Source organism: Betaproteobacteria bacterium (assembly GCA_016713305.1).
GTDB lineage: Bacteria > Pseudomonadota > Gammaproteobacteria > Burkholderiales.
In genome coordinates this window covers 171,646-185,770 of sequence record JADJPK010000004.1, presented here as the reverse complement: position 1 = coordinate 185,770, position 14,125 = coordinate 171,646, and the positions used below count along the sequence as shown (strand labels likewise).

Here is a 14,125-nt window from a genome sequence, read left to right as displayed (position 1 = left end):
CATGACGACGACCGATACCGGCAATCTGCTCTGGTTCGCGGGCTGGTTTGTGGCGCTGGCCCTCATCTTTCTCGCGGGTCTGCGGCTGCCGCTGCAATCCGCCGCGTCCGGCCGCGGCGCGCGCTTCCGCTCCGTGGGCGCGATCGTGGCGGCTGCCGCGGTGCTGTTCGTGGCCAACGCGGCGCTGGTCTCCCGCGATACGCACATCGATCTGACGCGGGAGCGCGTGTTCACTCCCTCGCAGCGCGCGCTCGAGGTGGCGGACCAGATCGACCGCGACGTGCAGCTCACGTGGTTCTTCCAGGCCGGCGACCAGAACGGCGGCCGGGTGAAGGAGATCGTGCAGCTCATGGGCAAGCGCAACAGCCGCCTGAAGGTGCGCACGGTGGATCCGGACAAGCAACCGAGTCTGGCCGAGAGCCAGGGCGTGCGGCTCTACAACGCGGCAGTGATCGAGGTCGACGGGCGCCGGCTGCTGGTGCAGAGCACCGACGAGAACGAGATCGCCGTGGGCATCCTCAAGTTGCTGCGCAAGGCGACGGTCACCATCTGCTTCGTCGAGGGCCACAAGGAGCTGGGGATCGTCAATCCCACCCGCAGCGAACACTTCGAGACCGGTATCGGCAGTAACGATCGCGACGCCGAATCGATGGTCACGGTGACGATTCCGCGCGGCCTCCTGCTCGCCGCCAAGTCGCTGGAATCGCTGGGCTACCAGACACGCCGGATCCTTCCCGCCACGGGCGAGGGCATTCCGCAGCCGTGTTCCGTGGTCGTGTCCGCCAACCCCCGCAGCGAGCACACGCCCGAGGAGATCGCGAGCTTCGAGCGCTATCTGGCGCACGGCGGCTCGGTGCTGTTGCTGTACGACCTGGGCTTCGACCTCCAGCCGGCACTCGCGGGCCTGGTGGAGAAACTGGGCGTGCGCCTCGACCCCCGCGCCGTGCTCGATCCCACGAGCCACTACGCGACCGACCTCGAGATCGTCGCGGTGCCGACCTACGAGAACCATGTGATCACGCGCCGCCTCTCCCTGTCCTTCTTCCCGGGGGTTCGGCCGCTCGAACTGGTGCCGCCGGCCCAGGGGATCACGACGGCGCCCCTGTTCACGAGCAGTCAGGACAGCTACCTGCAGGCCCACGCGGACGGCGTGAAGACCGTGGCGGCGGGCACCCGGGAACGCCGGGCTCACGTGCTCGGCGCGGCCGCCGAAGGCACCTGGCCCGGTGGTGACGCCGCGCATCCGTTCCGGGCCGTCGTCGTGGGCGACAGCGATTTCGCGAGCAACAAGTACCTGCCGAGCGTCGCGAACGCCGATCTCGTGCTGTCGATCGTGCGCTGGCTGGCGCGCGAGGAGCGCGCACCGGCGGCCCGGTCGCGCATTCCCGTGGCGCCCGTGGTGCAGCTCACCAAGAGCCAGATGCAGTGGATCTTCCTGCTGGTCGGCGTGGCCCTGCCGCTGGGCGCGGCGCTGATCGGCGTGCGTAACTGGTGGCGGCGTCGGTGAGCGCGTCGGCACGCACGGTCTTCTGGCGCGTCGCACCGGTCGGAGCACTGCTGTTCCTTTGCTGGCTGGCCCTCGATGGCGGACGGCCCGAATATCGACACCTGATCCGGACCGAGTCCAAGGGGCTGCTCAGCGTGGCACCGGAGGCCATCGACCGGGTCGTCGTCACGCTGCCCGGCGCGGAGCTGCGGTTCGCGCGGCGCGGCGGCGGCTGGCTGGAAGAGGGCCGCAACCTCGCGCTCGAACCCGAGGCCTCGCACCGGCTCGACGTGGCCGTGAAGATCATGCGGACCTCGCCGCCGATCCGCGAACTCACGGCGGCGGAACTCGGTGCCGGGGATGCGGCGGAGTTCGGGCTGAACCCGCCGCGGGCCGTCATCTCCCTGCGCGAGGGAACGTCGGAGCGAATGCGCCTGGCGCTCGGGAAGCCCAATCCGCAAAGCATGCTGCGCTATGCGCGGGTGAACGACAGCAGCAGCGTGTACGTCTACTCGGGCTTCATTGGGGAAGAATGGGAGGCCGTCGCCGGGCTCGCGCCGCCCGTGAAGCGCTAGGCGAACTGCGGGTCGCCGGGCAGCCGCGTGACTGCGGGATTCGATTCCTCGGGGTCCGGACGACGCACAATGCGGCATCCGGGAACTGCCGTTCTAGCGGCGGGCGCGCTGCTGTCGCTGGCTGCGTTCGCGAGCCGCGCGGCGTCCGATGCCGCCGCAGTGACGGCGGGCACGGTGACCGTCGTCGGCCGCGAGGTGGACTCGCTCGGGGGTCTGCGCAACGAAGTGGTGAAGATCGAGTCCGTGTCGGCCCGGGACATGGCGCGCGTGAACGCCGCGAACGTGCTCCAGGCCGTCGAGGGGCGACCCGGCGTGTCGGTGCAGGTGGAATGCTCGATCTGCAACGTTCGCAACGTCGTGCTGAACAATCTTCCGGGGCGCTACACGACGCTGTCCATCGACGGTGTGCCGCTGTTCTCCTCGCTCTCCAACGCCTATGGGCTCGACAGCGTCGGCATCGCCGGCCTCGAGCGCATCGACATCGCCCGGGGTGCGGGCGCGAGCCAGTTGTCACCGGAGGCCCTCGGCGGCGCCGTGAACCTGGTCACCCGCCGTCCGACGGGTGCCGAGGCCGTGCTGCAGTGGCAGAACGGAACCCACGAGGAGCGACGCGGCGACCTGTTCGTGGCTCGACCTTTCACGGGCGGAGCGTTCACCGTGCAGGGCAACCTGAACGAGCACGACGCCGTCGACGGCAATGGCAACGGCATCTCCGAATACACCGGCTATCGCCGCCGCATCGGCGGCGTCGGCGTGTTCCTCGACGATGCCGGGGGATTTCGCGTGCGCGGCCGTCTGGACGTCATTGACGAAAAGCGCGGCGGCGGTGCGCTCGGGCCGGACCACGACCGCATCCGTGCCGACACGGCCGGAAACCCCTTCGACTTCTCCCGCGGCCGCGGCGGCTCACCGGTCGCGTCCGGCTGGGTGAACCCGTCCACCGGGGCGATCATCCCCTACGACGGCGGACGGGCGGGCTTCTCGGAGATCATCGACACCAGCAGGGTCCAGAGCCTCGTGACCGGCGATCGCAGCACCGCCCTCGGCCGCCTGCGCATTGCGCTGGGGCACGCGAGGCATCGCCAGGATTCGTTCTACGAGGGCGACACGTACGATGCGCGCCAGCAGCAGAGCTATGCGGGCGTGCAGTTGCAGAGCCGTCTGGGGGACACGCTGCTCGACGCGGGTGTCGACTACCGACAGGAGAACCTGCGCAGCCTTGGTCGCGTTGGCGGCACATTGTCGGTGGACGGCATCGACAACTATGTCTACCGCGTCCCGGCATTGTTCGCCCAGGCGCAGCGCAGTGCCTTCGCCGAGCGCCTGGAAATGAGCGCCTCGATTCGCGTCGACCGCCACAACGTGTTCGGCCGCATCGCGAGCCCGCGCGTCGGACTGCTCTACCATCACGACGACACCTGGACCAGCCGGCTGGCGGTGGGGCGCGGCTTTCGCGCGCCAACCTCGTTCTTCGAACAGGACCACGGCATCCTGCGCACGACGCGAGTCCTGCGTCTCGTCGAGCGCGCCGAGCAGGCGGACAATGTCGGCTACTCGCTCAGTCATGCCACCGACCGGTTCTCCGCCGTGCTCTCGCTCACCCACAACCGCATCCGCCACATGGCCCTGCTCGATCCCGACGGATGCCTCGCCGCCGGTGGCACGCTGGTGACGGCCGGCAGTGCCGGCTGCGTGACGCCGGTGACGGTCTTCGGCAGCGCCTCGGCCGACACCCGCATCGCCGGGTGGGACGTCACGGCCACCTGGCGCGTCACGCCGTCGCTCGACGCGACCGCGGGATTCGAGGACTACCACTACGGCTTCACGTCGACCCCGCTGTTCGCCGGGGGCGCCGCGAAGAGCCCGCTCGTATTCGCCCGCCCGCGGAACCGGATCCATCTGCGTACCGACTATGAGGCGCACGGCTGGACGGTGGTGATGCGTGCCACCTGGACCGGTCCCATGGCGCTCGACCGCTTCTATGACTACGACAGCACGCCCCGCTTCAACTTGGACGGCACTCCGAAGCTGACGCGCAGCCCGTCGTTCTGGACCCTGGATGTGACCGCGCGCTATGCAGTCGGCACGCGCCTGTCGCTCCTGGCCGGCGTCACCAATCTGTTCGACTACCGGCAGACGAATCGCGAGGACTATCTGTGGGTGGACCGCACCGGCAATCCCGACTACACCCAGATCTGGGGCCCGAACGTGGGCCGGCGCCTGTATGTGGGTGCGCGCTTTGACCTCTAGGGAGACTCTGATCTATTCGCGCGGATCGCGTTGCCGCCGCCCTGCGGTGCCGGCAAGGCGCGACGTGCAGCCCGTATCGGGAATACGGGCCAGCCGAGCAACACCGTCGCGACCGTGCGAATAGATCAGAGTCTCCGTAGGGTCGTACTCGCCGTGGCGATCCTGGCCGCCCCGCCCGGCGCGCAGGCGGGGCCGGATCGGGCCGATTTCGAACTGGGTTCCCTCGACGGAGCGTGGATTCGCCTGTCGGCGCTCCCGCCCCGCGTCACCGTCGTCAATTTCTGGCGCAGCGACTGCCCGCCGTGCCGGCGCGAGTTGCCGGCGCTGCGGTCACTGTCCCACGGACGCAGCGATGTGCGGGTCGTGGCCGTGGCCTTGCAGGGACGCAATGACACCGAAGCGTTCGCGCGCGAGGTGCCCCTGCCGCCCATCGTGCTGAACGGGCCCGTCGACCCGCTTTCGATCCTGCGACGCTTCGGCAACCGGACCGGGGCGCTGCCTCACACCGTGGTGCTGACTGCGGAGCGGCTGCCCTGTGCAATGCATACGGGAGAGGTGTCGGAGGCATGGCTGGCCACGGCCATCGCAGCGTGCACAGACGCCGCGACCTCGGGTCGCCGAACGACGCCGTAATGCCGCAGCGGCGCAGGAGTTCAGTGCACGTGGGGTGCGGTGTCCGCGCCGAGCGTCTCGACCACGTAGAGCTCCGCGGCCGGCGCGCTCATCAGGGCTTCATAGCGCGCCAGGGGCGTATCGGTGCGATTCCATTCGTCGAGCCGGGCGCGCAACGTGTCCGGAATGGTGAAGCGGAGTATCTCTTCGCTTTCCCGGTCCCGCACCAGGACGACGCCCAACTGCCCGTATCCGGCCGGCTGCATCGACACGCGCAGCGTCCCGCGGCCCGGTGTGGCGAGTGTCGACAACAACAGTCCGTCGGCGATGCAGGGGCAGGGACTGGTCGGCCCGTCGAAGAGCGTCACTTCGAGCTGCCGTCCCTTCGCCTGCAGGCGCTCTCGCGCATCGAGGCCGATGCGCACGTTCAGCGCCACATAGCTGCCGAAACCGCCGTGGATCCGTTCGCCCAGCCTGACGAATTCCTCCGCGCTGTCGGCCCGCGCCACGCTCGGCCACAGCGACAGTGCGTACACCGTGATGAGCGATGCCATGACCAGGCGCCACCCATGCCGCAACTCCGAGGCCGCCTCGCGCGCGTCCGTCTTCTTCATGCATTCGTCTCCTGGGTCCGGCACGTCCCGATACTAGCCCGGAAATTCAACTCGGCAGGAGGAGAAACCTCCCTTTCCAAGCATTCTTCGGATGACTGGGAGGAGGTTGCACCACGCCAAAGTGTACCGGCAGCCGGATCGATTTCGGCAAGCCCGGAGGTCGGGGTGATCGAGGCGGATTCCGCGGGCGATGCCCCGCCGCCCGGAGCGAGCGCGAGAACGAGGCGATCCTGGACAAGCTGCGCGCAGCGCCCCGTCCCGAGCGGGAAGCATGGTGTCGCGGCGCTCCCGAGAAGTTCCCAGCGCCTCGGATGGACCTCCTTGTGCATCTGACGCTTGCCTCGATCATCATGGGATACAAGCCAAGGAAGTGACACCGGGGCACATGACACGCGCTGCACCGCGCGGGGATGGAACACGAGCGTGGGCTCGTCGACCACGACCTGGCTTGCCGGTCCAGCGGTGCCCGGGTGCTCGATGCGGCGGGACCCGCGACGCAGAACAAGACGGGTGCATCGGCAGCGGATGTGGAGAGGATGCACCCGGCCTGCGTGAAGTCGGCAATGCACCAGGATCAGATGCCGTCCTGGAATGCACACCCGAGGGCTTTCAATCGATCGTTTCGAGGCATGGCGTTTGTCCACGGCCGCCCTTCTGCGGGTCGGTAGTCGCCTGCGATGAGTGCCACGTCCCCGCGGGGAGGCCACCCATTGGATGGCGGCCTGTATTTCCAGAAGTGCCGCTCGAAGGAGAACCGGGAAGTGGAGACGGAGGAGACGGTCGACGACTCGTCCTGAGATGTGCCGCTGGCGGGGCCGTCACCGCCTGGGCAACGACCCCGCGCATGGCAATGAGGACCGCAGCGTGCGAGATCGTTGCGTCACACCGTGACAGTGCCGTTCAGGCGCCCGGCCTCCGGCGACGCGAGAGCCAGCCCACGGCACCTATGCCGCCAAGCATCAGCGCATAGGTCGACGGTTCGGGCACCGCCGTCACCGACAGGTACGGGCGCTGCCAGCCGTCGGCGGCATTCGACGAGGCGTACAAAGACGCGAAGTAGCGGTCGCGGGCGCCCGGCTTCTCGATTTCCACGACGCCGCGCTGCGACAACTCGACACCCTTGTTCGACGCCGGGTCGGCGAGCCAGTCACGCACGAGCGCAGTGGCGTCGAAGCTCACCCAGCGGTTCACGCTGTCCTGCGTCACAGATGAGACTACCGGCGCGGCCACCGCAGGTGCCGTCTCCCAGGTCACGGTGGTCTCACTCCAGTTGCCGGTCACCCGGCGCAGATCGGTGGTTACGGGGTTGGCCGCGGTCGGGCTTTCGAAGGCGCCCAGCGCCGGTAGCGCGTAGAGGTTGATGGTCGCACTGCCGACCTGGGCAGGCGTCAACGCGAGCAAGCCGAGATCGAACTGCAGCAGCGAGCGGATGCCGTGCGCGCGGTTCTCACCGCCCGGTCCGGTGAACGGATCGGTTTCGCCGGCACCGAGGAAATTGCCGAACGGTACGGTGGGTGCAGGGACCAGCGCCGACAGCGTCTCCGTATCGAGGTTGGTGACACGTGGCGCCGGAATGTTGAAGACACCGGCCACGCCAAACTCGTAGACGAAGACGTCCTTGCTGCTGGCCTCGTCGGGTTGGAGGGTAACCACCGTGGCTGCCTGGCTGCTTCCCAGGTACGCCATCGCCGCAACGGCCAGGACTGCCGGGCGCCAAGTCGAAGTCGCTTTCATGGATGCTTTCCTTTCGTCGAGTGAATGCGGTCATGGAGGGCCACGCGGCCCCCACTCCGAATACGCAGCAACCAGCCAACCGGATGGATCCCCGCCTCTCGGCAAACGGTGTGACTCAGTGCAGGGACGGCACTGCCGAGGTCTTTCGATGCATCATTCCAAGGCGTGGCTTCACTGATGGGCTACCGGCCAAGGAAATGACAACGGGCGCATGCCATGGGCCCCAAGTTCCGCCTCCCGTCGCCATCAGCGGCAGGATCATCCCTTGTCTTCCAGCCCCGACGGCGCGAGGCCAGCAAGCCATGGGTCCACGATGGAGGGCGAACGCCCTGCGATTTCCGCGCGATCCTTCCTCAACATCGAACGCCGCACGAGGCCACCGCCCCAGTAGCGCAGTGGTTCCTGCGGAAAACCTGGCGCGCTTCGATTGACCAGGGCGTTGTCCTTGCAACGGCTGGTGCGCTCCAGCGCGCGTTCCGCCAGGATGCGTCCGCCGATCCGGCTCGGGTTGACGCCACTGCCGCTCCAGCCGATGCCGTAGGCGATGTGCGGTGCGCCAGGCAAGGTCCCTGGCCCGGAAACTTCATGAGGTGGGAGGCGAAACCTCCAAAGCCTGAGGCAATCCAGGCATCTGCGAGATGTTCGGGAGGAGGCTTCGCCATGCCGACGTGTACCGGCAGTCGGATCGATTTCGGCAAGCTCGGAGGTCGGGGTGATCGACGCGGATTCCTCGGGCGGTGACCTGTCGAGCGACGGCGGGCTGATGCTGGTGCGGCAAGTCGATCAGTGCATCGAGCTGATGCGCATGGCGGCGGGGAAACGCAGCGACCCGCGGGAGTGCCGCACAATACGTCCCCTCGGTCAGGGCGACGTTTCTCCAGTAGCGCCCGTCACAACAACAGGACGTCCAGATGTCGATTGATACGAATGCAAAGCCCGTGGCCGTGGTCACCGGTGGCGCTCGCGGTATTGGCTTGGCCATTGGCAAGTGGTTCCTGGCCCACGGGTACCGGGTCGCCTTGCTCGATCGGGACACGGCGGGGTTGGATCGGTCCGTGGCCGAGATCGGTCAGCCGGATGATCTGCTTGCCGTGTATTGCGATGTGTCCATGGAAAGCCAGGTGGCGGACGCTGCGAGGCAGGTCGCGTCCCGGTTCGGACGCGTGGATGCGCTGGTCAACAACGCCGGAATCGCCATCTTCAAGCCTGTCCAGCAGACGACCTTCGCCGAATGGCGCGAAGTCATGGCGACCAATCTCGATGGCGTGTTCCTGTGCAGCCAGGCTTTCAGCGCCTTGATGTCGCAGGAGCGCGGCGGTGCGATCGTCAACATCGGTTCGATCTCCGGATTGCGGGCGAGCACCCTGCGGCTGGCCTACGGCACGAGCAAGGCGGCGCTCATCCACTTTACGAAGCAGCTTGCTGTCGAGCTTGGCAACTGCGGCATCCGGGTGAACGCGGTGTGTCCGGGGCCGGTGGATACGGCGATGGCCAAGCTGGTGCACACGGCGGCAATCCGTGCGGACTACCACGACGCCATTCCGCTCGGCCGGTACGGGACGGAGGAGGAGATCGCCGATGCGGTGGGTTACCTCTGCAGCAGTCACGCGAGCTTCATCAACGGCCAGTACCTGTCCGTCGACGGCGGATTCGACGCCGCCGGGGTCGGCCTGCCCACGTTGCGGGGTCGAGTGCCTCAGTCGGGAAACTGATTCTGCCTGGAGCGCGAGGAGACGTGTCGCGCTCGCTGGAGCACGGCACTGGTATCCTCCGGCCGGAAAATCCGAGCAAGAGGTAGCCTGTCTCGCTGTCCAACGAACTCGAAGGAGCCTGCCATGTTCAAGCTCGTCGCTGCTGTCGTTGTTCTCCTGATCCTTGGTGCTCTCGTCTTCGCGGCCACCCGCCCCGACACCTTTCGCGTCCAGCGTTCCGCCAGCATCAAGGCGCCCCCGGAAAAGCTCTTTCCGCTGATCGAAGACTTCCACCAGTGGGAAGCCTGGTCGCCGTGGGAAGGGATCGATCCGGATCTCAAGCGCACCTACAGCGGGGCCCCGAGCGGACGAGGGGCCGTGTACGAATGGAACGGGAACAAGAACGTCGGGCACGGTCGTATGGAGATCGTGGAGTCGACGCCACCGTCCAAGGTCGTCATCAAGATCGATTTCATCACGCCGTTCGAGGCGCACAACACCGTCGAATTCACGCTCGTGCCGCGCGGCGATTCCACCGAGGTGACGCAGGCGATGTACGGGCAGAACTCGTTCATGGCCAAGCTCATGGGCCTGTTCTTCAGCATGGACAAGATGGTGGGGGACAAATACGAGCAGGGGCTTGCGACGCTGAAGCGCATCGCGGAGAAGTAGCCGTATCCGTGCAAGAAAGGTCCTGTGAATGCGCGGGACCGCATGCATCGACCCGACCTTCCCAAGCCAGGGAGACGTACGAATGCAACGAATGCTTCGAGGTGCGGCGGCAGCCGCGCGCATCCTGTTGTTGGCGATAGGTGTCCTGCAGATTTCCGAGCCCGCCTTCGCGCAGCAGCGCCTGATACGGATCATGGCGCTCGGCGACTCCTACTCCTCCGGCGAGGGGGCGCCGGATGGCTATGACGCCCCGAGCGTGGTCGACGCCGCCAACTGCAGTCCGACGCGCGTCGACCAGCCCGCGCGCTGGGACGCCAACGCGGGGCTGCGGTCGGACCGTGTGGCCAGGATCACCGATACCGCGTGTCATCGTGCTGCGAGGAGCTGGCCGATCCTGGCGGCAGACCGGCTGCGGGCACAGGTGCCCGAATCGGTCTCGCTCACATCGCTCGCATGCAGCGGGGCGGAGATCCCGGATCTGGTCGAGCGGCCGTATCGGGGGTTGGGAGAAGACCCCGGCACCTGTCTCACGGACGAGTCCGGCCGGCAGATCGCATTCGGCGCGCTGTGCGATCTGGAGCGCCACGTGCGGCGCACCGAGGAGGAGCGGCTGGCACGCGAAAGCCCGGGCACGGCCTACGGCGGAGTCATGCTCGACGGGGTCGTCATGACCATCGGAGGCAACGATGTCGGCTTCGGCCCGACCGTCCAGCACTGCCTGTTCACTCCGCTCCTGACCGGCTGCCAGCACATGCCCACGCTGATTCCCGGGGCGAGCACGGACGTAGACGCTGGCGCGGAGGAACTCGATCGCCGCTATCGGCGGCTGGCCGACGCCATCGAACGCGTGAACCGGCGCTATGTGGCGCTGTTCCGCAGGCCGCTGATTGCCAATGTGTTCCTGGCCGAGTATCCGTCGCCCATGACCTACGACGACGGCAGCGTGTGCGGCGGACCGTCGCGCCCTACCTTCGATCTGTTCGACCGCGTGAGCCGGGAAGAGGCGCGCTGGGCCAACGACGTGGTGGTTCCGCGGCTCAACCAGAAGGCGGCCGACGGAGCGCGCATGATTCAGGACGAGGGCGGAGGCGCGTACGGGTTCTTCGTGAAAGGCGTTGCCGCGCGCTTCAAGGGCCATGGGTTCTGCGCGACGGATCGCTGGATCAATCTCGTGAAGGATTCGATCCGCGACCAGGGCGACTGCACGGGTGCGGCGCATCCCAACGCGCGTGGCCAGATCGAGATGGCGGAAATCGTGGCCCCCGCGCTGCAGGTGCTTCGCCCACCGGCCGTCCCGGTCTGGTCGTTGAACGTCAACGGCCCGGATCCTGCCACCGTCCACAACGCGCAGGGGTTGAGGCTGGCGTGGAAGGTGTTCGATTCCCGTGCGGCGTTCGTGCAGATCGCCCACCGTGCGGTGTCCCCCGCGGACGCCACAGGGCCTGCCGTGTCACCTCCCATGGTCACGCCCGATTCCCTGGGCACACCGCCGAGGCTGCCCCATCGTGACCACGCGGAACGCTGGCAGATCGACAGGGCCGGGAACCTTCTCACGAGCACCGTGAGCAGTCCGGATCGAGCCACGGACTACGCACTGCGGACCTGCACGCCCGCGATGTGCTCCCACTGGTCCGGGCCGCTGCGCGTGACGAGCGTCGCGGAGCAGCAGGCGGTGCGCACCGCCCGGCCGTCGGTGGCCGTGCAGGTGGTGAATCGCGACAACCTGTTCACTCAGCGTCTGCGGGCGCGCTGGTCCGGCGAAACACGTGCGAACGGTTTTCATCAGGTGAGCTATGTCCTGAGTACCGGCGGAACCCAGCAGACCTTCGACGTGCCCGCGGGCCGTGGCGAACACGAACTCAGCGGCGCGCGCTCCGGCACGTGGAACGTGAAGTTGCGCGAATGCGTCCGGGCGCTGGTCTCCGGAGGCGAGTTCGTGGGCCGCATCTGTTCGCGCTGGAGCGACGTGGTCGCGGCGACGATCGAGCGCCCCATGCGCCGCGAGACTCCGGAGCGTGCACGTCGTGCAACCGATCCCGCCCGGCTGCGTCCCAACCTCCCCACTCGATGATCCGGAGCCTTTCATGAGCACGAGGTCCCACAAGCTGTCAGTTGTTTCGCTCGCCCTGTTTGCGCTGCTCCCTGCCACGGCATCGGCCTTCGATGTCCTCGGCTGCAGCTACCGGCCACCGGGCAACCCGAACGGTTTCATCGACTGTGTGAACAAGACCGCGGACCGCCGGGTGCGGGATGCCGAAGCGCGGCTGAACGATCGCATCGACGACAAGAACGAAGAGATCGCGAAGCTTGCCGCGCAGGCCGACGATCTCCGCCGCCAGAAAGACGCTGCCGAGGCGCGAGCACGCGGTCTGGACGAGCGGCTCGCGGCCGCCGGGCGCGAGGCCGAGGAACTGCGCGCGGAGTCGCAGCGGCTCGTGGCCGCCGCTCGCCGGGAAGTCGAGCAGAGCGCCAACCACGCACGAACGCTTGGCGAGCAGCGGGTCCTGACCGCGGCGCGCGACCTGCGCGTGGACGAGTTGTTCCGCTGCATCGAAAGGAGCGGTGCGATGGGGCAGTTCCAGGGCGACATCCAGCGCCTCGTCAGCGATTCGGCGTCCATGCCCCGCGTGATGCACCAGCGGTTCTCGGCGGCAATGGAACCTCTGGCGCAGGCACGGGCGCGCCAGCTCGAAGCGCTCTCGCAGGGGGGCGCGGCCAGTCTGACCCCGGCGGCCGCCTGGGCGGAACTCCGCTCCATCGCCGAGCGGGATCCCCTCGGCCGTTGCCTCTTCCAGCACATGGATCCTGTGGCTTCGCGGCTTGCGCAGGGTGCACAGGCGTTGCAGGCACAGGTCGCGCAGCAGCAGATGCTCCTGTTCGAGCGGCACATGAAGCCCGCCGCGGAGCGCGCCATCATGAAGGGCCTGGACATCTTCGTGGGGCGCGCCCTCAAGCGGATCGAGACGGCGCACCTGCAGGATCAGACTCGTGTTGCAGCCCTCGGGGATTCGGGGGTGTTCGTGCGCACGGACGACAAGGCCAAGTACGAGTTGCTGAAGGACGTGTTCGCGCTCGACGTGGAGGGCATCGCCAGCGCCGCGTTCCTGGAAGGACTGCTCCTGCCGCGCATGGACAGGACATCGGCCGCGCTCGAGCAGGTCAGCGCCGAGCCGCTGCGCGACCGCTTCGGTTTCGTGACGCCTCAGGCCAGGGCGGCCGCGCGGAACTGGCACACCGTGGTTGCGCCCGATGCGCGCATGACCTCCCGAGTGCAACTGGAGATTGCGCTGGGCGTGCTCCGCTCGATGGGGGACAACTACATCGACAGCGACGCCACCACGTTGGGCATCCCCGGCGGAGGTGTCATCGTCGACGCCGCCTTCGAGGGCATCGAAGACGTCACCGACATGGTGATGAACGTCTCGCACGGTTCCAGCGGCCTCGCCCCGGAAGTCGGCGCGGGCGCGTACTCGGCGCCCCGCCAGGCGGCCGAGTCCGGGCAGCGCTGGGGCAATCTTCCCGTGAAAGCGGCCGCGAAGTGGGCGGTACAGAAGGCGGCCAAGATGGCGTGGGGGAAGGTCATGGACAAGGTCAGCGACATCGTGCGGCAGAACGGCGAAGAGGGACTGCAGGCGGTCATGGACGAGATGCGAGCCCGCAACCCTGCGGACGCGAGCCTCGCCGACCAGCTCGAGCGGCTGGCCCTGATGAAGCTCGGCGCCAGCTACCTGGAGAGCCTGGACACCGCGCTGGCGCGGCAGTATGGCGGCATCTCGAACCTGGTCGACGCATGCGTGCCTCCCGCCGAGTGAGTTGCACATCGGGTGCCCGGCCCGGCCGCTGGATCGTCACCCTGGCCGTGGCCGCTGCGCTTCTCGGCTGCAGCGAGAGGCCCCAGGACACGTCTTCCGCTGCGCCCGGCGCCACGGCCGGAACCGTCGACGTCAACGGTCCCGAGTTCAAGCGGCGCATGCAGGCCCGGCTCGACGAGATGAAGAAGGACGAATCCGTCCGGGAGGAGGCGCCGTGGTTCGGCAAGACCGGGCTTTCCGACGACGAGGAGCGCGAGCTGCCCCGATATCTGCGCCGGGAGTTCGGCGCGCTGCTGTCGGAACCGGGTGCGCTGCAGGCGAGGGATCTCGAGTACCTCGGCGTCTTCGTCGAAGGCGTGGAGACGGTCCACTACTGGCGCATCCATCACGGATCTCCCGAACCCAAGTTCGCGTACGTGGTTTCGGCTCCTGTCGAGCGTGCGGTGATGGGGTGGGGAGACCGAAAGCCGCCGCGCTGAGGCCGGTCGTCATCTTCGAGCGGACCGCAACTTCCCCCGCGGACCGCTCGCACGCCCTTCAAGAAAACCTTTGCGGCCATTGAACAAACGGGGTTGGGGCGTATGATCGAAGCCGTCTGGCCGACAAGACGGACCCGTCTTGGAATGGCTCGTCGGCTTTTCCCGCCTCGTGCGGACGGACAGACAGAGAGCCTCACCAC

The 14,125-nt window shown here is 67.7% G+C and carries 13 protein-coding genes; 10 read left to right on the top strand and 3 right to left on the bottom strand.

The features are described 5' to 3' along the window. Nucleotide 1 precedes the first annotated feature (1 nt). From IPK20_01470 to IPK20_01455, 4 genes are all read left to right on the top strand, one after another. Entirely contained in the window at nt 2-1,507 is a 1,506-nt protein-coding gene (locus tag IPK20_01470; protein ID MBK8015485.1) for a Gldg family protein, read from the top strand. After that, the gene (locus IPK20_01465) at nt 1,492-2,061 is read left to right on the top strand and encodes a DUF4340 domain-containing protein (protein MBK8015484.1); all 570 of its coding nucleotides are present in this window, start codon (nt 1,492-1,494) and stop codon (nt 2,059-2,061) included. The genes IPK20_01470 and IPK20_01465 overlap by 16 nt, the downstream gene beginning before the upstream one ends. A gap of 69 nt (nt 2,062-2,130) precedes the next feature. Continuing rightward, nucleotides 2,131-4,311 (top strand): TonB-dependent receptor, encoded by a 2,181-nt coding sequence (locus IPK20_01460; GenBank protein ID MBK8015483.1) that lies wholly within the window; start codon nt 2,131-2,133, stop codon nt 4,309-4,311. A 153-nt stretch (nt 4,312-4,464) separates the two neighbouring features. Further along, nucleotides 4,465-4,944 carry a TlpA family protein disulfide reductase gene (locus IPK20_01455; protein ID MBK8015482.1) on the top strand — a complete coding sequence of 160 codons (480 nt, stop codon included), beginning with the start codon at nt 4,465-4,467 and terminating at the stop codon, nt 4,942-4,944. 20 nt (nt 4,945-4,964) lie between these two features. Here IPK20_01455 and IPK20_01450 read toward each other — a convergent pair whose 3' ends face one another. The 3 genes from IPK20_01450 to IPK20_01440 all read right to left on the bottom strand — a co-directional run bounded on the left by IPK20_01450 (nt 4,965) and on the right by IPK20_01440 (nt 7,835). Beyond that, nucleotides 4,965-5,537 carry a thioesterase gene (locus tag IPK20_01450; protein MBK8015481.1) on the bottom strand — a complete coding sequence of 191 codons (573 nt, stop codon included), beginning with the start codon at nt 5,535-5,537 and terminating at the stop codon, nt 4,965-4,967. 900 nt (nt 5,538-6,437) lie between these two features. Continuing rightward, entirely contained in the window at nt 6,438-7,223 is a 786-nt protein-coding gene (locus IPK20_01445) for a DNRLRE domain-containing protein (GenBank protein ID MBK8015480.1), read from the bottom strand. A gap of 306 nt (nt 7,224-7,529) precedes the next feature. Continuing rightward, a complete protein-coding gene (locus IPK20_01440) occupies nt 7,530-7,835 on the bottom strand; it encodes a hypothetical protein (GenBank protein MBK8015479.1) in 306 nt (101 codons plus the stop codon). Nucleotides 7,836-7,983: 148 nt separating this feature from the next. On the opposite strand from IPK20_01440, the gene IPK20_01435 reads away from it, so the two are divergent. The 6 genes from IPK20_01435 (at nt 7,984) to IPK20_01410 (ending at nt 13,925) form a co-directional block, all read left to right on the top strand. Further along, the gene (locus IPK20_01435; protein ID MBK8015478.1) at nt 7,984-8,193 is read left to right on the top strand and encodes a hypothetical protein; all 210 of its coding nucleotides are present in this window, start codon (nt 7,984-7,986) and stop codon (nt 8,191-8,193) included. Then, a complete protein-coding gene (locus IPK20_01430; protein ID MBK8015477.1) occupies nt 8,183-8,983 on the top strand; it encodes an SDR family oxidoreductase in 801 nt (266 codons plus the stop codon). The genes IPK20_01435 and IPK20_01430 overlap by 11 nt, the downstream gene beginning before the upstream one ends. Nucleotides 8,984-9,106: 123 nt before the next feature. After that, nucleotides 9,107-9,634: an SRPBCC family protein gene (locus IPK20_01425; GenBank protein MBK8015476.1), complete on the top strand. Its 528-nt coding sequence runs from the start codon at nt 9,107-9,109 to the stop codon at nt 9,632-9,634. Between the two features lie 82 nt (nt 9,635-9,716). Then, complete coding sequence (locus IPK20_01420) at nt 9,717-11,705, top strand: hypothetical protein (protein ID MBK8015475.1); 1,989 nt, start codon at nt 9,717-9,719, stop codon at nt 11,703-11,705. Between the two features lie 13 nt (nt 11,706-11,718). Then, the gene (locus tag IPK20_01415) at nt 11,719-13,446 is read left to right on the top strand and encodes a hypothetical protein (protein ID MBK8015474.1); all 1,728 of its coding nucleotides are present in this window, start codon (nt 11,719-11,721) and stop codon (nt 13,444-13,446) included. After that, nucleotides 13,425-13,925 (top strand): hypothetical protein, encoded by a 501-nt coding sequence (locus tag IPK20_01410; protein MBK8015473.1) that lies wholly within the window; start codon nt 13,425-13,427, stop codon nt 13,923-13,925. The genes IPK20_01415 and IPK20_01410 overlap by 22 nt, the downstream gene beginning before the upstream one ends. Nucleotides 13,926-14,125: the final 200 nt, after the last annotated feature.